The 17,657-nt window shown below is 46.7% G+C and carries 17 protein-coding genes; 3 read left to right on the plus strand and 14 right to left on the minus strand.

Annotated elements, in window-relative coordinates:
* Position 1: 1 nt before the first annotated feature.
* The 10 genes from PHP87_RS04275 to PHP87_RS04320 all read right to left on the minus strand — a co-directional run bounded on the left by PHP87_RS04275 (position 2) and on the right by PHP87_RS04320 (position 11,875).
* Positions 2-769: an ABC transporter ATP-binding protein gene (locus tag PHP87_RS04275; protein WP_299918859.1), complete on the minus strand. Its 768-nt coding sequence runs from the start codon at positions 767-769 to the stop codon at positions 2-4.
* The gene (locus PHP87_RS04280) at positions 747-1,715 is read right to left on the minus strand and encodes a branched-chain amino acid ABC transporter permease (RefSeq protein WP_299918804.1); all 969 of its coding nucleotides are present in this window, start codon (positions 1,713-1,715) and stop codon (positions 747-749) included. The genes PHP87_RS04275 and PHP87_RS04280 overlap by 23 nt, the downstream gene beginning before the upstream one ends.
* Before the next feature lie 8 nt (positions 1,716-1,723).
* Positions 1,724-2,605 (minus strand): branched-chain amino acid ABC transporter permease, encoded by an 882-nt coding sequence (locus PHP87_RS04285; protein ID WP_299918811.1) that lies wholly within the window; start codon positions 2,603-2,605, stop codon positions 1,724-1,726.
* A 200-nt stretch (positions 2,606-2,805) separates the two neighbouring features.
* The gene (locus PHP87_RS04290; protein WP_299918813.1) at positions 2,806-3,984 is read right to left on the minus strand and encodes an ABC transporter substrate-binding protein; all 1,179 of its coding nucleotides are present in this window, start codon (positions 3,982-3,984) and stop codon (positions 2,806-2,808) included.
* 72 nt (positions 3,985-4,056) lie between these two features.
* On the minus strand, positions 4,057-5,019 hold the full coding sequence (locus PHP87_RS04295; RefSeq protein WP_299918816.1) for an acyl-CoA dehydratase activase: 963 nt from the start codon (positions 5,017-5,019) through the stop codon (positions 4,057-4,059).
* Positions 5,016-6,116, minus strand: coding sequence for an acyl-CoA dehydratase activase-related protein (locus PHP87_RS04300; RefSeq protein WP_299918819.1), 1,101 nt, complete (start codon positions 6,114-6,116; stop codon positions 5,016-5,018). The genes PHP87_RS04295 and PHP87_RS04300 overlap by 4 nt, the downstream gene beginning before the upstream one ends.
* Positions 6,113-7,114 (minus strand): acyl-CoA dehydratase activase-related protein, encoded by a 1,002-nt coding sequence (locus tag PHP87_RS04305; protein ID WP_299918822.1) that lies wholly within the window; start codon positions 7,112-7,114, stop codon positions 6,113-6,115. Before PHP87_RS04305 ends, PHP87_RS04300 begins: the two co-directional genes overlap by 4 nt.
* Positions 7,115-7,493: 379 nt before the next feature.
* Complete coding sequence (gene selB, locus PHP87_RS04310) at positions 7,494-9,389, minus strand: selenocysteine-specific translation elongation factor (RefSeq protein WP_299918825.1); 1,896 nt, start codon at positions 9,387-9,389, stop codon at positions 7,494-7,496.
* Complete coding sequence (selA, locus tag PHP87_RS04315; protein WP_299918828.1) at positions 9,390-10,802, minus strand: L-seryl-tRNA(Sec) selenium transferase; 1,413 nt, start codon at positions 10,800-10,802, stop codon at positions 9,390-9,392.
* A 32-nt stretch (positions 10,803-10,834) separates the two neighbouring features.
* On the minus strand, positions 10,835-11,875 hold the full coding sequence (locus PHP87_RS04320; RefSeq protein ID WP_299918862.1) for a hypothetical protein: 1,041 nt from the start codon (positions 11,873-11,875) through the stop codon (positions 10,835-10,837).
* A gap of 227 nt (positions 11,876-12,102) precedes the next feature.
* Here PHP87_RS04320 and yyaC point away from each other — a divergent pair, with 227 nt between their 5' ends.
* Positions 12,103-12,771: a spore protease YyaC gene (gene yyaC / locus PHP87_RS04325; protein ID WP_299918830.1), complete on the plus strand. Its 669-nt coding sequence runs from the start codon at positions 12,103-12,105 to the stop codon at positions 12,769-12,771.
* A 14-nt stretch (positions 12,772-12,785) separates the two neighbouring features.
* On the opposite strand, the gene PHP87_RS04330 is transcribed toward yyaC, so the two are convergent.
* Positions 12,786-13,181: a polymer-forming cytoskeletal protein gene (locus PHP87_RS04330; RefSeq protein WP_299918833.1), complete on the minus strand. Its 396-nt coding sequence runs from the start codon at positions 13,179-13,181 to the stop codon at positions 12,786-12,788.
* A gap of 45 nt (positions 13,182-13,226) precedes the next feature.
* Complete coding sequence (locus PHP87_RS04335; protein ID WP_299918835.1) at positions 13,227-14,027, minus strand: M23 family metallopeptidase; 801 nt, start codon at positions 14,025-14,027, stop codon at positions 13,227-13,229.
* A 482-nt stretch (positions 14,028-14,509) separates the two neighbouring features.
* Here PHP87_RS04335 and PHP87_RS04340 point away from each other — a divergent pair, with 482 nt between their 5' ends.
* Complete coding sequence (locus PHP87_RS04340) at positions 14,510-14,647, plus strand: hypothetical protein (RefSeq protein WP_299918864.1); 138 nt, start codon at positions 14,510-14,512, stop codon at positions 14,645-14,647.
* Positions 14,648-14,659: 12 nt separating this feature from the next.
* Here PHP87_RS04340 and PHP87_RS04345 read toward each other — a convergent pair whose 3' ends face one another.
* Both PHP87_RS04345 and PHP87_RS04350 read right to left on the minus strand, forming a co-directional pair.
* Complete coding sequence (locus PHP87_RS04345) at positions 14,660-15,235, minus strand: hypothetical protein (protein ID WP_299918837.1); 576 nt, start codon at positions 15,233-15,235, stop codon at positions 14,660-14,662.
* Entirely contained in the window at positions 15,222-15,992 is a 771-nt protein-coding gene (locus PHP87_RS04350; RefSeq protein ID WP_299918838.1) for a hypothetical protein, read from the minus strand. The genes PHP87_RS04345 and PHP87_RS04350 overlap by 14 nt, the downstream gene beginning before the upstream one ends.
* Positions 15,993-16,285: 293 nt before the next feature.
* Here PHP87_RS04350 and PHP87_RS04355 point away from each other — a divergent pair, with 293 nt between their 5' ends.
* Positions 16,286-17,038 (plus strand): enoyl-CoA hydratase/isomerase family protein, encoded by a 753-nt coding sequence (locus PHP87_RS04355; RefSeq protein ID WP_299918840.1) that lies wholly within the window; start codon positions 16,286-16,288, stop codon positions 17,036-17,038.
* Positions 17,039-17,657: the final 619 nt, after the last annotated feature.

Raw genomic sequence — 17,657 nt, forward strand, 5'->3', positions numbered from 1 at the left:
GCTATCCGACTTCCTCTCCCAGGTAAGCTTCGATTACCCGTTTATTCCGTCTTATTTCCTCTGGCAGGCCTTCAGCAATAACCTGCCCATAGTCCAAAACATAGATGCGTTCACAGACCCCCATGACCAAAGACATATCGTGTTCAATCAATAGTATGCTAAGACCAAAGTCTTTTCTGATCCAGCGTATCAAGTCCATCAATTCCCGGGTTTCCTTGGGATTCATTCCCGCAGCCGGCTCATCCAATATCAATAGGGTTGGTTTGGTAGCCAGGGCCCGGGCAATTTCTAATCTTCTCTGTTCTCCATAGGGCAGGCTGGAAGCTATTTCGTCGGCTTTATCCTCCAGGCTGAATATCTGCAAATATTCGCGGGCCTGTTTATCCATCTGTATTTCGCCCCGGAAAAATCCCGGGGTTCTAAGCAAAGTTTTCAGCAGGCCATAGGGCGCATCTTTATGCAAAGCAATGCGGACATTATCCAAAACGCTGATATCTTTAAAAAGCCGGATATTTTGGAAGGTACGGGCGATTCCCTTCTGGCAAATAGTATAGGGAGCTAAACCAGTGATATCTCGTCCCGAAAAAACAATATTACCTTCATCCGGCTTATATACCCCGGTAATCAGATTAAAGACGGTAGTTTTACCAGCTCCATTGGGTCCAATCAGACCCAGCAGTTCACCATCTTCCAGGTGGAAGTTGAAATCCAGCACCGCGCTGAGCCCGCCAAAGGATTTGTTTAAATTATTTATTTGCAAGAGGCTCATTTTTCTCACCCCAAATCCTGCCAAAGGTCCGCCGGCCCCATTCCTTATTGCCCATCAAGCCCTGCGGCCGGTAAACCATAACCACAACCAGAATAACTGCGTAAAGAACCATGCGAATAGCCGGGAAAGTCTGCAAGGCGGCGGTAAGCATGGTAACGAAAATAGCGGCTATAACCGCCCCGGTTGTACTGCCCAGACCGCCCAAAACCACTATGACCAGGATGTCAAAAGACTTTAAGAAATTGAAAGTTGAGGGCTTGATGATATAGAAATAGTGGGCGTAGAGCGCTCCGGCCAGCCCGGCAAACAAAGCGCCAATAACGAATGCCAGTACTTTATAATTGGTGGTGTTAATGCCCATTAATTCGGAAGCCACTTCATCTTCACGCACTGATATTATCGCCCGGCCATAACTGGAATTAATAAGATTTGCTATAATTACTATAGTGAAGATGGTAAGGCCAAACAACCAGGGCCAGGTGCTGTAACGGGGTATCCCCAAAATTCCGGCCGGACCACCAATGAAATCGATATTTTGCAAAATCACTCGGATAATTTCCCCAAAACCCAGAGTGGCAATAGCCAGGTAATCCCCCTTTAGCCTGAGGGTGGGCACCCCTATGATAAGCCCGGCCAGCCCTGCGGCCAGGCAGGCGGCTAGCAAGCCCAATATAAAGGACTGGCTGTAAATAGTAGTAACTACTACCGCTGCATAAGCACCCACGGCCATAAACCCGGCATGTCCCAGGGATAATTGCCCGGTAAAACCGTTAATCAAATTCAAGCTTACCGCCAAAATTATATTTATACACATAGCGGATAAATTTATCTGGTAGTATTCATTTAACAAGCCCGATACTATCAGGTACTGCACCAGGGTAAAAATGCCTGCTAAAACAAGTACTTCAATTAGAAAGCTTCGTGGAACAAATCGCTTTTTCTCCATCTTCTCACCTACACTTTTTCCCCGGTATCCTTGCCAAACAAACCGGTGGGTTTAACCAGGAGAATCAATATTAAAACGCCAAAGGCTACCGCATCACGGTAGAGTGTACTGCCATAACCGCTGACCATAGTTTCCAGAATCCCCATGAGGAATCCCCCGACCATGGCCCCGGGGATTATGCCAATTCCCCCCAAAACAGCCGCTACGAATGCTTTCAATCCGGGAATAATACCCATCAGCGGGTTAATGGTGTTATAGTAAATTCCTATCATCACACCGGCGGCAGCGGCCAGGGAAGAACCTATAGCAAAGGTTATGGAAATAGTTCTATCCACACTGATGCCCATCAAAATTGCGGCCTCACGATCTAGCGAAACCGCCCGCATAGCCTTGCCGGTTCTGGTTCTTTTAATAATATACTGCAGGGCAATCATAAGAATAACGGCCAGAACAAAAATAAAAATATCCTTATTGGATACCAACAATCCCCCAATTTGATACTTGTGGAGGGGAAATGCGGCTTCGGGGAATACCCTTTGTTGGGGCGTTAAAAGAAAAAGGGTAAAATACTCCAAAAACAATGATACCCCGATAGCGGTGATAAGGGCCGCAATACGTGAGGAGTTCCTTAGAGGTTTATAGGCAATCTTTTCTATCAGCACTCCCAGGGCAGCACAGCTGAGCATAGCAAATATCAGTGCTGCAAAAATATTGCTTCCCAGAACTGCTATAGAAAAAAACCCTACATAGGCTCCCACCATCATTATGTCTCCGTGAGCAAAGTTTATCAGCATTATTATTCCGTAAACCATGGTGTAGCCCAAGGCAATCAGGGCATATATCGCCCCTAAAGACAAGCCGTTTATCAATTGTTGCAAAAATTCCAGCAATACTGCCACTCCCAACTAGAACTATAGCTTTATTATCTTTTATTCAACTATGAGAAGCCAATTAATTAAATATGGAAATTTCTTGATGAGAGATGGTGTTGGGACAGCTCAACTCTCCTCTCACCGCACTTTAGCCTCATTTCTAAACATAATAGGCCAAAGAGAGGGTTGCCCCTCCCTTTAACCATGGGCTTATATTATTAGCGTGATACCAGTTTGCCGTCTTTATATTCGATTACCACTATTTTCTTAACCGGGTTATGTTTTTCGTTAATGCTCATGGTACCGGTTATTCCCGGGAAGTCCTTTATTTGGGCCAGAGCCTGTGCTACCTTGGCGGGGTCAGCTTCGCCGGCATCATTTATGGCCTGAGCCAGTATTTTGGCAGAATCATAACCCAGAGCAGCAAATGAATCGGGAAGCTTTTTGTATTTAGCCTCATAAGCCTTAACAAATGAAGAGATCGTCGGTGAGGGGTCCTCTACTGAGTAGTGATTGGCAAAATAAGTATTATTCAAGGCTTCTACTCCTGCCACCTTTACCATATCTGGTGAATCCCAGCCATCGCCGCCGCCGATGGGAACCTTGATGTCCAAATCACGAGCCTGTTTGATCAGTAATGCCACTTCGGTGTAGTAGCCGGGCACATAAATAAATTCCGGGTTTTTACTTCTCAGTTTAGTCAGGGTAGCCTTAAAATCCTTGTCCCCATTGACATAACCTTCTTTAGCCACGATTTCTCCACCGCCGGCTATGAAGGCTTCCTCGAAATACTTGGCCAGTCCTTTGGCATAATCATCAGAAGTGCTGCCAAAGATAACGGCATTCTTTACCTTGAGATCGTTTAAAGCAAATTCGGCCATACGCTTGGCCTGGTCGGCATCCAGGTAACAGACCCGGAAAATATAATCTAAAGTCTTGCCGGTCTTTTCTTCTACAGTAACATTTTCGGCGGTTGCTGCTGGAGCAATAAGCGGTGTTTTATTCTGCATCATAACCGGGGTACTGCCTGCCACGGCTCCACTGGTCAGAGGACCCAACTGGGCTATAACCTTTTCTCCCACCAGGGCCGCGCTATTATTCATAGCTTCGTCCGGTTTGGATTGGCAATCTCTTTCAATGGCCTTCAATTCTTTCCCCAGCACTCCCCCGGCCTGGTTAATTTCTTCGATAGCCAGAACCATACCATTTCTGGAATTGGAGCCATAACTGGCCAGGTCACCTGAAAGCTCCACATTAATTCCTACCGGAATGGTTTCGACGGCTGCTTTATCTCCTCCGGCTTTATCGCCGCCCTCCTGCTTGCTGCTGCAACCCGCCAGAACTCCCAGCGCAAAAAGCATCAGCACCAACAACACCAGTTTTCTGCTCACTCTCATACTCCTACCTCCTCTTTTTTCTTATGTAATCATAACCAGGCTGTCCTCCAGTCACGAAAATTGATTTCGATTTTATACTGCCTGCAGTTCCCATTTACCGCAGCGATCACCCCAGCGGGCTATCAAATCATCATTCTCAAAAAACTGTACCACTTCGCAAGCGTTTGAACAACCCTGGCATTCAAAACTGCGGGTTTTAAAATTAATTTCCTGGATATTAAAACCTTTGAAACTGCTCTTTTTCTTCTTCTCCACCGCCCTCCGGGCCAGCAGGGCGGCTCCAATGGCTCCCATAACATCATACCATGGCGGTACAATGACTTCTATTTCCAAGTATTTGTTAAAGGCCTCAACCAGTCCCTGGTTGGCGGCAACCCCTCCCTGAAATAAGACCGGTGCCAGTATCTCCTTGCCTTTACCTACATTATTCATGTAGTTCCGGACCAGGGCTTCGCATAGACCAGCAATAATATCCTCATTATTATATCCTAGCTGTTGCTTATGTATCATATCTGATTCGGCAAAAACAGCACAACGTCCTGCTATTCGAACCGGATTTTTTGCTTTTAGAGCCAGGTTGCCAAAGTCTTCTATCGGAATGGATAAGCGACTGGCCTGCTGATCTAGAAATGAGCCGGTTCCGGCTGCACAGACCGTGTTCATGGCAAAATCAGTTACCACTCCATCGCGCAGGATAATTATTTTTGAATCCTGTCCGCCGATTTCAATAATGGTATTAACCTCCCCGACCATGGAGGAAGCAGCAATAGCGTGGGCCGTAATTTCATTTTTTACAATATCAGCGCCTATTATTATACTGCTAAGGTAACGAGCACTACCCGTAGTCCCTACCCCGGCGATCTCAAAGTGAGTCGCAACCTCCTGGCCTATGGAATAGAGCCCCTTCTGCACGGTGGCAATGGGCTGCCCGCTGGTACGCAAGTACTCCGCCGCCACCACCTGCTTGTTCTCGTCTATAACTACCAGATTGGTGCTTACCGAACCCACATCAACTCCAAGATAAGCCTTCTTCATATTGCCCATCTCTCCCTTTGGCGTTTGAGCTCCCGCCGTTTTTCCATCAGGTCCACAAAAGCCTCCAGCCGGGTCTGCACTCCAGCCTTTCCCGTTTGCTCGTCAATAAAAAGGGTTAAGACAGGGATATCAAAATCCCGGCTTACCGCAGGTATAATACTTTTGGCCACTATTTCCGGAATACAGGCAAAGGGGGCCAGCTGCACCACTCCATCGAAGCCATGTCGCGCATACAATATGGTTTCCCCTATACTGTTAACGCCATGCCCGCCAATAGGAGCTTCGTTTAAATAGGGCCGGGCCACCTGGAAAATATCCCCTTCCAGGTTTACTATGGTATTCTTGCGGGTGTATGAACTGAGGTAAATAGAACGATCACTATAAACCCCCATTTCGCCCAGCATAATCTGCAGGTAATGGTTGGCAGACGGCTCCAGAACTACATATATTTCCCCGATGATTCCCATCTTTAGCGGGTCGCGGCTCTCATCCCGCCGGACACCTTGCAAGACATTCAGCCCTTCTTGCCGGGCCTCGTCTACCTCATCCTCTCTATTGGCTTCATCCACAAATTCCAGGGCTTTCCATAAGGCCCGGGTGGTCTCCCCGCGTTTCTCTTCATAGGGCCGAATATGGTATGATTTCATCTCAATATCATCAATCGCTTTTATTTTCTCCCAGGTGATTTTTAAAACCTGAATAAAGGCTTTCACCGATAAGCCTCCGCTCACCCGCAAACGGTGCAACTTCTGCCAGAAGTCTCTCAAGTTGCAAAGCGGTGGTTCAAAGGCAATTACCTTCACCTTTTTACCGATTTCATCCAGGAGATACTGGTGCATCACCCAGTAATAACCGGCCCGGCAAGGCCCCATGCCCCCGGATGTCAGTATAATTTCCGCTCCTTTTTCCGCCACCTCCAGGTAGGTTCCCGTCAAGATTTTAAACGGTATGCAGGCAAATTCCGGGGAATATCGCACCCCCAAATCCAGCGTTTTCTTGCTGGGCTCGGGAGGGACGATACACTCGTGACCCAGATGGTTCACCAACCATTTTAAAGCAATATAGGAATAACCCATATGGGGAAAACTTATTTTCATTTCCTATTCCTCCGGTAACGCAACATGTCTACAAAAGCTTCCAGCCTGGTTCTAACTCCTGCTTCTCCGGTGTGTTCATCTACAGCAATAGACAAATAAGGCCGGTTTCCGCGCCGACGGCTTTCTATTTCCAGTAGCCGGTCCACCATGGAATCGGGCCCACAGGCAAAAGCCGTAAGGTGAATAACGCCTTCTATCTCCGGGCGCTGCATAAAATGCAAGGCTCCATAGACCGCCCGGTTGGAAAAATACCAGAACATGCTCTTGGGCAAGGTTTTTGCCTGCCGGTTCATCTCCCGGTCACTTATCATATCCTGAGTATATACCTTGACCTTTTCTTTTTCCAGTATAGCCAGCAGCCCTGCATTTATATAGGCATCATAAAGCACATAAGGATACCCTACTACCGCCACCTGCAAATCATAGCTCCCGCCGCTCTTGTCTTTCTTGGGAACGGGGATCTTTTGCTCTATGAGCTCCAGGGCTTCCGGGGGAAGCTTCTCCTGGTAAAGTAACCGCTGGTATTCCCTTTGTACCTTTTTAGCTTTGGTGAAGGCCCTTTTAATTTCTTCGCCACTGTTTCCCAGCTTGCTTCCTATTTCCAGGAACACCTGCCAGAGCTCGTCTTTTCCCTTCTTCAGGTCAACTCTAACATCTATGATTTCCGGCAGATCATCCATGGCCAGGCGAAGCATATCCGGCAGGCCCAGAAACTTGGGGCAAAAAGTTTCGGTGCCAAAATCACCATGGCTGCGTACACTGACCAGACGCGGGCAGAAAATATAATCGGCCTTCCCCGCCAGAGCAGCGGCATGTCCGTGATATAGTTTTATGGGGATGCAGGCATCGTTTACCGCTTCTTTGACGCCTCGATCAAGAATGGCTTTACTGGTAGCTGCTGAAAGCACTACTTCATGGCCCAGTTCCTCAAAAAAGGTCTTCCATAGCGGAAAATAGATAAAATAGGCCAGGGTTCTCGGTATCCCAATCTTAGACACTTGCAAAATCCTCTCCCCCTTCCCCCGAGAACAGGGAGAAAAAAGCTAAGCTTGATTCCCCTGCAAAAACCCCTTTCTGTTGCATAAGGGTTGCATAAATATACAAAGCGAGCGTTGGCGAAGCATGGATGCAACGCCCGGCGAAGGCGAGCAGGCGAAAGGGGGCGAGCGACAGGATGTCGCGAGAGCGCTTCACCCTGCGGGTACGCCCGGTGTTCCACCCTGCGGGTGTGTCACTATTAAGGTTACCTCCCATGGACGGGAGATTAGCGCGGTACCCCTTTCGCCGCAAGACAAGCCGCAGGTGTTGCCCATGCGTAGACTGCGAGCGGTAAATCTTATGCAAACGAATACCTATTAATAACTTTTTGCAGTGACATCAAGCTTTAACCCGAATGTCCCCTATCCGACGAGTAAAACGGCTCTTGTCGTAATACTCCAACAAGGGCAGGGTATACCTGCGTGAGGTGTTAAACAGGTCGCGGGCGGTGGCCAGGCTGAGCTCCTTTTCCCGGCTAAAATGCTCCTCCAGGATTTTCTTTCCTTCCTCTATAGCGCGGGTAGAAAAAAATATATCCCCGGAGAGTTTAATCAATAATCCCTGGTTGAGCAGGTAGGAAATAACTTCGCCGAAATTCTCCTCATTAAGCTCTAACTGTTGCTTTAAATCCTCCAGAGAAGGCGGGGTAAATAACTCTTTATCCATCAGTGCCCGAATTTTCTCAATGGCATGACTTTCTTTCTCTCCCGGCTCCGGGCTGTAGCCCGCCAACCGGAGCTGGTTGTTCTGGCTGTTTATGCTTCCCCTATCCTCCAGGCATTTCATTATGGCATTAAAGCTTCGTGTGTTAATGCTTTTGAAAAAACGGCTTCTCATCTCTTCCCGGGGATAACCCGCCCGCAGGGGATATTGCCGGTGGTATTCCTTCAGCCGCTCCCTTATCTCTTCGTTTATCTTTTTTAAGCCCCGGTTGCTCATGTATTCCCCATTTTTTAAATCCCCTACTTTTTCGTCCAGGAGCAATTGTTCCAGCTCTTCTTTAATTTGCTCTTCTTCATGGCCGGTTTTCCGCGCTAAATCAGCGCTGATAAATGTGGCCTCAGCCGCTTCCATCTCCTGCAGAATCAAGTCATAGAGGCTGCCTTCTTCTTTCATAACCAGTTGATCCAGAACCTCTTCCCGGAAGCGTTTCTGTTTGGGGGCATGGGGGTCAATGATGCCGCCGCCGCCAATGGTGGTTACTGGTGAATAATACCTGATTACAAAGGGGTCTCCTTTCTGACAAACCACCGCTTTTTCCATGACAATTTGCGCATAGCTTTCCTGTCCCGGCTGCAGCTCGTCCCGATCCAGCAAAACCACCCGCCCTAGAGCCTCCTCAGTACCCAGGTGAAATCTTATCCGGTTCCAGTTTCTCAAGGTTCTCTTACTGGAAGATAAGAGCCTTAAGCGGGTATCTACCCGGTAACTGGGACGAAGATAGTCCGGGGTGGATAAGAGGTAACCCCTTTTTATCTCCGCCACCTCAATTCCCTGCAGGTTGACTGCTACCCTCTGTCCGGCCAGCGCTTCCGCAACCTTGGCTCCGTGTACCTGCAGGCTTCTGACTTTGACCGGTCGCTGCACCGGCATCAGTTCCAGGCTTTCACCGGTCTTTATTTGCCCCGACCACAGGGTACCGGTCACCACCGTGCCAAAACCGGCTATAGTGAAAACCCGGTCTATGGGCAAACGCGCCTGTCCCACTACCGGCTTCTCTTTAACCTGGGCCGCCATCTTTTCGATTTCCTCCAGCAATTGTTCTATCCCTTCTCCGCTGATGGCTGATACTGCTATCATGGGGCTGTTTTTTAAAGCCGTCCCGGCCAGGTATTCCTTTATTTCTTCTTCCATCAGCATCAGCCACTCTTCGTCAACCAGGTCTTTTTTAGTAATAGCCACTACCCCCTGATTTACACCCAGCAATTCAATTATATCTAAATGTTCCCGGGTCTGGGGCATGATTCCTTCATCAGCGGCGATAACAAAGACCACCATATCAATCCCGAAAGCCCCGGCCAGCATATGCCGGATAAAGCGCTCATGTCCCGGCACATCAACTATAGCCGCCTTCTGGCCGCCGGGCAGCATAAAGGGGGCAAATCCCAGTTCAATAGAAATGCCCCGCTGCTTTTCTTCCTTCAAACGGTCAGTATCAACTCCGGTTAAGGCTCTTACCAGAGTGGTTTTGCCGTGATCTATATGTCCTGCGGTTCCAATAATAAGCCGTTTCATCTATATATCCCCTTTTTCCTGGACAACTCCGGCAATCAAGTCCGCTACCTTTATCTCATCACCGGGAAGAAGGGTGCGCACACTCAAGAGCATTTTATCCTCCTGGCGCCGGGTAAGCAGAGCCGGGCTTCCCATTCGCAGTATTTTAGCGACTTTCTCCAGGCCGGGTTGGCTAAATTCGATTTCCACCCCAAAACCGGAAATTTTATATGTGGGATATGCTCCTCCGCCCACCATATCCTCCAGTTCTACCAGCTTAAGCTGCCTGATCCCTGATAAATCTCTGGTCCTCATTTCCAGCAATTCCAACAGCCTTTCGGCTTTTTCCCTTAACTCTTCCCGGCTTAAAGCCAGCATTTCTATCACCGGGATGTTTTTCTTCGGAGCACCCAGGAGGTACTCCAGCAAGGTTCCTTCCAGCGCAGCGATAGTGAGTTTGTCCACCCGTAGTGCCCGGGTTAGCTGGTTTTTCTTCATGGCTTCCACCATAGGCCTTTTCCCCACAATAATGCCGGCCTGGGGACCTCCTAAAAGTTTATCCCCGCTAAAGGTAACGATATCCACCCCGGCCGCAACACAGCTCTTCACCGCCGGTTCTTCTAGTAGTCCCCAATCCGCTTTATCATAAAAGATTCCACTGCCTAAATCCTGCATCACCGGTAGCTCTTTCGCCTGACCCAGTTTCACCAGTTCCTCCAGAGGAACCTCATGGGTAAAGCCCAGTATTTTGTAGTTGGACGTGTGGGCGGCAAACAGCAGGGCGGTATCTTCACTTATGGCGGCTGCAAAATCGCTTATATATGTTTTATTGGTTGTTCCCACTTCTACCAATCTGGCCCCGCTTAGTTTCATTACTTCCGGGATGCGAAAAGCTCCGCCAATTTCCACCAATTGGCCCCGGGAAACAATCACTTCCCGCTCGCGGGCCAGGGTATTTAAACCCAACAAAACTGCGGCCGCATTGTTGTTAACTACCAGGGCCGCTTCGGCGCCGGTCAAGCGGGTTAATACTTCTTCTACATGTCCATAACGCTCTCCCCGCTCCCCCTTTTCCAGGTCAAATTCCAAATTGTTATAGCTCTTGGCCATTCGATTCATATAGGCTATGGCCCCTTTACCCAGCGGAGCTCGTCCCAAGTTGGTATGAAGTACCACTCCGGTTCCGTTTATCACTTCTTTCAGGCTCCCCCCGGCCAGGCGAAAAACCATATTATCTACCTTGAGCAGTATCGCTTGCAATAACTGCTCTTTTTTTATTTCCTCTTCTTTAAGAAAAAGTTCCCGGCGCAGTTCCTCGGCAGCATTACGCACTACTTCCACCACGAATTCGCGCTGGTAGACTTCTATTAGCTGTTTGATTCGCTCGTTCTTAAGCATTTCAGCAATGGAGGGTATATTTTTCAAATTATTCATTACTATCAATAGACCTCCCTGAATCTCTTTATTTACTGCTTAATATTATAATACAAGAGCAGTGCCATGTCTTTTATGGACTGGAAAAGCAATACTGAGATTATTATTATTCCCAGCAAACCAAAGAGCGGGTAAATCTTTCCCACCAAGGTAGAAAAATTCTGCATGGCCAGAGGCAAAGACAGAGTCATACACAATAACAGACAAGCTCTGAAGCTCAAAGCGAATAAATCGGCCACGCGCTGGGTGAAGCCATAAGCATTGGCTATGGCCGTAGTAAGTATGCCTATCCAGAGTATGAGGATATAGAGCTGTTTGACCTGGGGCGATATTTTTCCTGCTAGATAGAGCATGGGCACCTCATAATGCATAACCATCGGCAGAAAATTACCTAAAGACAGGTAGGTCAGTATCAGCAGTATCCCCAGTATAAGCCCACCCCATGCAGCCCCGGCAATCCCTTCACGACAGTTACCCAGGCTTTGGTATTCACTTAATACCACCATGGCCAGAGAAAAATTGTAAGCCACATAGAGTATGCTGGATATTACCCAAAACCTGCTGTCAGCCGGAGAGGGATAAGCGCTATAGCTTTCCAGAGCCTGATTTTGAAGAAAAAAAGCCGCATAGCTGGTGACGATCAATAAGAACAGTATTTTTAAGGGAACCAGTATATTAAAAGAGGTGATTAAGCCCTTTTTACCGGAAAATAAAAAGAATATTACCATTAAATAAGTAAGTAAAATCCCCAGGCTTTTAGGCAAGTAGAGGTGTTCCTCAAATACAGCCCCACTGGCAGATAGCATGGTACTGATGCCCAAAAACAAAAAAACCGCCAGGAGCCAGTCAATTAGCTTTCCGCATTTGTTGCCCATAAGCTGGGCCAGCATATCTTGATAATTGGATACATGATAGCGGCGAGCTAGATAGAGCAGCATTCCCCCGCAAAAAGCAAAAGCGAAGGTGGCCAGAAGCGTACCTTTAAATCCATCACTGCCATAGACAACAAAGAACTGGATGATCTCTTGCCCCGAGGCAAAGCCGGCCCCTATTACTGCCCCCAGATAACCCATTACTAGCACTAGTCTGGTTTTTATTTATAGCCTCCTCCCCATACCTTTTTATTCCATGCTTATTCCTATCTTTTTAATTTACTGCATAAAAATTTTTCCAGCCGTCAAGAATAAAGTAAGACTAAGCTTCAGGTGGAGTTTTAACTCCATCTGAAGCTTAGTCGCACTTATCCAGGGACTTAGTCGCTCTTACTCCCGCCTATAGAGGCGGGAGTCTTAGAGCGAGTTTGTCATCGGATAAAGATAAAAGCATCGGAGGAGAAGCAGTGGAGTTACCCAAGCTGAGCCGACAAAATTGTAAAGACTCTTTTCATTGTGACGACCCCTTGTGTTTCAGTAAAATGGAGCGTAGCATAAGCTTCCTTTTGCAGGATTTAAACCAGGACTATAGCCGTGAAATAGTCTATCTATGTATTGGTACCGACCGGGCAACCGGAGATTGCCTGGGGCCACTGGTAGGCACCCGCTTGCAATCCCTTCTCCGCTCAGCTCATATTTATGGCACTCTGGAAATACCCGTACATGCTACCAACCTGGATCATTTTCTCAGTATTATTAACGCTGAACACCATAATCCCCTGCTGGTTGCTATTGATGCTTGTTTGGGCAATGCCGATAGAATAGGCTATATAAATGTAAAAAAAGGGAGTCTCCAGCCCGGTACGGCTTTGCGAAAGGTATTGCCCGAAGTAGGGGATTTTCACATTTCGGGGGTAGTAAATATCGGTGGTTTCCTGGAGCATATGGTTTTACAGAATACTCGGCTTTATACGGTCTATCGGATGGCTGATGTCATTGCTAAAGGCCTGTGTTTAGCTCATTCCAGTTTTAAGCGCCATAGCCTGGCAGATGCAATAAAAGACGGGATCTGCCAGGCCAGTGCCCTGAAACAGTAGTCATGTAATTAACTCTACACGCTCTTGGCCACTGCCATTGTTTCCCCTTTTTTTAACTCAACTTTTTCCCGGGGACGAATCATTTTGGAGGTACCATCGATAAAACCACCTTCTTCAATAGAAATCAAGCTGCAACTGGCATCTCCGGTGATGGAGCCTGTGGCAGTAATCTCCAATCTTCCTCTGGCCTCTATATTCCCCTCGATTTTCCCAGCCAGAATAAGGTTGTCCGCCAGTATTTCTCCTTTGATTTTCCCCTTCTCTCCCACAATAAGGTCACCTTTTACATCAACCCTACCCTCAACATTGCCATCAATGCGAATTGAACCGGAGGAGCGGATCTCTCCTTTGACCAGTACTCCATGCGAGATTAAGCTTTCAATGTTTCGCTGCTTATCCTTTTTCCACATCTAATCCACACCCTTTCCCTCTAATCCAAAGCCCGGTTTCTCCCATCAGGGCAGATAGTTTTCCGGGTTCTCGCTTTCATTATTTTTCATTATGGTAAAATGCAGGTGGGGTCCGGTGCTGTTGCCGGTATTCCCCAGGCAAGCTATCGCTTCTCCCTTTTGGACTCTGTCACCCTCATTAACCAGAATGACACTATTGTGCCCATAGCGGCTGATAAATCCATAACCATGGTCGATCTCCACGGTTTTTCCATAAACAGCCTTCCATCCGGCAAAGATGACCTTCCCGTCACCTGCTGTCAGCACTTCTGTTCCCAGATCCTGTACGATGTCAATACCATCATGAAAACTAGTTTTTCTACTTCGGAAAGGAGATTTTCTCCAGCCATAGGGTGATGATATCTCCCCCTTTATCGGCCATTGGTTGGGACGACTTCTATAATATGTTCCTCGCTGGCTGACCTCGGACAGCAAGCTGTTTATCTCATTTTCCTGCCGGTTTATCTCCCTTTTAATACTTCGGGTCGCTGACAAAATGTCCTCGGCTTCATTTTCCGCTCCCCCCATTTCACTTACTATTGTCCCCCGGGAGGGTTTTGCATTAACTTGCGCTTCCGGCATAATTCCCATCAGTTTTTTTATTTCATTTTGGGTTTGGTCTATACCCTCCTGCTGTTTTCGAATATTTTGGATTTCTTTTCCCAGCAGGTCTATGGTTTCATCTTTTTTCAGGCTTTCCATCTTAATCTTTTCCACTGAGCGTATCTCAGCCTGGCTCTGAAAAAACAGGCATGTTATCATGGCAGAAACTAAAATTACGCTTGATAACAGCAAGCTTCCTGCCAAAATATATTTTCTGCTTAGACATAGATGGAGTGCCTGTCCAGTTTTTCCTGGGATTATTATAAAAGTGAAGCTGTCATTAGCCTTTTTTTTTGGGCTTTTTTTCTGGATTTTCACAATCTACCTCGTTTAGACCTTCAATGCTTTTAGTCTTTCCATAATAGCAATATTTTTCTATCTTGTAAAACCGCCCCGGGTTTAAGTCCCAAAAATGCACAACAAGTTTAAGCATAGATGAAAGGAATCAGGGGGACAGGTACCTTGATTCCTGCAGTCGATTTATTTCTTTATGAAATTCTTAAGATTTATGGCCATAACTTTGTAAGATTTGCTTGCTATCATTGCCTCAAGATGAGAACTTGATTTATAGAAGTGATTCGTCATAAATATTTTAGTTTGCGATAGCGACAGGGAAATACTGGAGGCGATTTTGCCTGGAAAACGAAGATTATCCGGTTTTTAAGGCTGCCAACGGCTTGGAAGCTTTGCAGGCAGTGGATGAAAACGAAATCCACCTTATTATTATGGATGTGATGATGCCCAAAATGGCCAGCGAAAGCTCAAACCAAATTCATCTGTTGACGTTTATTAATTCAGGGCGATGTACCAATAAGCTACCCTAGGAGCCAATGGTATTACCCTAACTTGTCAAAACTGCCAAATATCTTTTCTAAGGCATTGTCCGCTGTTATGTCCGTTAAAGGCATACTGACAGAGGTCACTCTTTCCAGTCCCCAGTAAGACTGCCCCGTTTCTTTTGTTTTTGGTACAGCCATCGTTATTCCTTCGTTGGTTTCGATATTCATAATGTCGCGGTTTCTCAATGGCCAATAAAATGCCCAATGATTGGCTGGAGAACACCCTTTGTACCAGGAATCTATTTCAGCATATTCAAATTTGGATAAATAAACGCTGGGGACTTTTTGTGGGTCTTCGCTGCGCAGCTCAATTTCCATAGCATAAACCGGACCATTGCGCCATTCATTTTCCAGCTCCGCGTCAGATCTCTTTTGGAACAAGAGGATAAAATCATGAATGTACCACCCGGAATAATCAATATCTGACTTCCACCGTAAAAACTTATCTACCGCAGTTATGTATTGGCTTTTTTCGTTTGCCACGGTTTTGCAATAATCCATTAGTTTTTTAATATTTTCGTAGGTTTTGTGTACTACATTAAAAGCATTCCTGATATTTTCAGCTGAACTCATAATATACACCACCTTCGATTAAAATATCAGTTTCAAAACTCAGGGCGCAGGAATCGTAAGCACCGAAATCATAGTATCCCTCCGGCGCAATATCCGCATCTAGAGTTACATACATATTAGTAAAGCTCTCAAACCCTTTTTTTATCAAAAGAGAAATGACATCATCGAGGATAATCTGATAGAAAGGATTATCCAGTGCCAGCAGCTGCATCTGAGACAAAACACTTTGCCAGGAAAGATAGCCAAACCCAACCGGGTCTTCAATAATACCCCGCTCCGTTACATCTTCATAAACATTGCAGCAAAAATCGCTGTCCGCTATAAAAAGTAGTATTTTGGTTTTGCCCGCTCCTTTTTTCGCAATGATCCTTGATTCACGGGCAAGCTGATTGCAGCTTTTTTCCGCTTCATTATCCATTAACTTTTCCGCCACCACATCATCATCAGAAGAAAGCCCGCTTAAATACTTCACTTCGATCCCTATTATCGCATCGTCAAAGTCGACTAAAACATCTATTTCCCCTTCCCTGTCATAAGGCCAAAACTGAACTTTGTCGCCCCAATATTCAGTTTTGATTCCCAGGATCAGCTCGCCGATCCCCGGGGGATATACGCCTTTGGCCAGTATGTTTCGCAAAGCCAGATTAAAGGGTATATATCGCATTGCACCAAAAACATTTCCGGTTAGATTATCTTCCAATCTGTCATTCAAATTATATCCCGTTTGACTGATCTTACCTTTGATTTCGGCAATCATAAGCCTATCCTCTCCCCCGATATGCTTAAGCTCACACAGGGGACGGTTCTATGGATCCCCTTGTGCTCTGATTACTCCAACGCTTTGATTTCTTCTTTACTTAAGCCAGAAGCTTGGACACCGCATCTCCCCCTTTTATTTACAGTATAGCATAGACATAGAGCTCTTTTTTCTTCCGGTCAGGAATCAAGGAACCTGTCCCCCGATTCTTACTTGGTTTTTGTTCCGTCCTGACTTAGAATGAATATAAATATAATAGTATTAAACAGGAGAAGAAAAGGGGGGTGGGTAAAATGCCGGACACAAAGCAGTATACTTTACTTTCACTGGACATCATCGACTGTATAGCCACTGTTACCCTGCATGCTCCGCCGGTCAATGCCCTTTCACAGCTAATGCTCAAAGAAATCTCTGCCTGCTTCTCTGAGATATCCCAAGATGAGGCCAAAGTGGTGGTTCTAACCGGGGACTATGGCTTCTCTGCCGGCGCCAATATACGCGAACTTTTAAATCAAAGTCCCGCGTCCAACCAAGACTATTTTGCTAGCCTTTACCAGTTATTCCGTCAAATCGAAAATATCCCCTTCCCGCTTATTGCGGCTATCAACCGATTCGCTATGGGCGCAGGCCTGGAGTTGGCTCTATGTGCTGATATTAGGGTGATGGATGATGATGCCCGGATCGCGGCAGCAGGAGTTAATATGGGTCTGGTTTTCGGAACCCAGAGACTCTCCCGCCTGGCAGGTTATGGCCGGGCCAAGGATATTGTCCTTACTGGTCGACAGATTGATGCGCAGCAAGCAGAGCTGATGGGTATAATTGAGCACCGGAGTCCTCCTGGTCAAGCATTAAGCAAGGCTCTGATATTAGGAAAACTAATATCCCAAAAAGCTCCTCAGTCGGTACAAGGCGCAAAAAAGGCTATAACTTCCGGTTTCGACCTGCCTTTTGAAAAAGGCATGGAGCTGGAATTTGAGTTCCTGGAGAAAATGCTTTACAGCGATGACTTCCGACAACGAGCCCAGGCTTTTTTGGATAAAGTGTGACCTACTCCCGGCAATAAATTACCGGGCTTCTTGGTGAAGTTTTAAGCACTTGTTGGTATCAGGCACTTATTATAGCGTCCAAACACAAACTTGATACTCATTCAGCTCTTAATCAGAGCCGACCCTGTCACGGGGGCAGCGTACCACTTGTAGAGATTAATTACTGCGTTGTCATCTCGACCTTCGGTATAACCGCAACTTTCGCAGGTAAATATGCGGACAGATGGCTCCACTGCAAAAACCTCTTTTTGTTGCATAAGGGTTGCATAAATATACCGAGCTTCTGGCGAAGCATGGATGCAGCACCCTGCGGGTGCTCCTGATGCTCCCTTCGGTTGCTATTAAGGACGCTGGAGCGGTATATTAATATGCAAACGAATGCATATTAATAACTTTTTGCAGTGACATCTATTTGTTATCCTCATATTAGTAAACTATCCCCAGCAAAGGCTTTTATGCTTTTATTAGAGCAGTTTAATTTATTTTTCCCCTAGCAGAAGCAGCAGAAGCAGCAGAAGCAGCAGAAGCAGCAGAAGCAGCAGAAGCAGCAGAAGCAGCAGAAGCAGCAGAAGCAGCAGAAGCAGCAGAAGCAGAATGTTTCACGTGAAACATTCTGCTT

Source organism: Syntrophomonas sp., from assembly GCF_028707975.1.
Taxonomy (GTDB): domain Bacteria; phylum Bacillota; class Syntrophomonadia; order Syntrophomonadales; family Syntrophomonadaceae; genus Syntrophomonas.

Bases quoted from the DNA above. Each gene is read 5' to 3' on its own strand.
- PHP87_RS04275 (WP_299918859.1), bottom strand. From the start codon at position 769: ATGAGCCTCTTGCAAATAAATAATTTAAACAAATCCTTTGGCGGGCTC.
- PHP87_RS04280 (WP_299918804.1), bottom strand. From the start codon at position 1,715: ATGGAGAAAAAGCGATTTGTTCCACGAAGCTTTCTAATTGAAGTACTT.
- PHP87_RS04290 (WP_299918813.1), bottom strand. From the start codon at position 3,984: ATGAGAGTGAGCAGAAAACTGGTGTTGTTGGTGCTGATGCTTTTTGCG.
- PHP87_RS04295 (WP_299918816.1), bottom strand. From the start codon at position 5,019: ATGAAGAAGGCTTATCTTGGAGTTGATGTGGGTTCGGTAAGCACCAAT.
- PHP87_RS04300 (WP_299918819.1), bottom strand. From the start codon at position 6,116: ATGAAAATAAGTTTTCCCCATATGGGTTATTCCTATATTGCTTTAAAA.
- selB (WP_299918825.1), bottom strand. From the start codon at position 9,389: ATGAAACGGCTTATTATTGGAACCGCAGGACATATAGATCACGGCAAA.
- selA (WP_299918828.1), bottom strand. From the start codon at position 10,802: ATGAATAATTTGAAAAATATACCCTCCATTGCTGAAATGCTTAAGAAC.
- PHP87_RS04320 (WP_299918862.1), bottom strand. From the start codon at position 11,875: ATGGGTTATCTGGGGGCAGTAATAGGGGCCGGCTTTGCCTCGGGGCAA.
- PHP87_RS04330 (WP_299918833.1), bottom strand. From the start codon at position 13,181: ATGTGGAAAAAGGATAAGCAGCGAAACATTGAAAGCTTAATCTCGCAT.
- PHP87_RS04345 (WP_299918837.1), bottom strand. From the start codon at position 15,235: ATGAGTTCAGCTGAAAATATCAGGAATGCTTTTAATGTAGTACACAAA.
- PHP87_RS04350 (WP_299918838.1), bottom strand. From the start codon at position 15,992: ATGATTGCCGAAATCAAAGGTAAGATCAGTCAAACGGGATATAATTTG.
- PHP87_RS04355 (WP_299918840.1), top strand. From the start codon at position 16,286: ATGCCGGACACAAAGCAGTATACTTTACTTTCACTGGACATCATCGAC.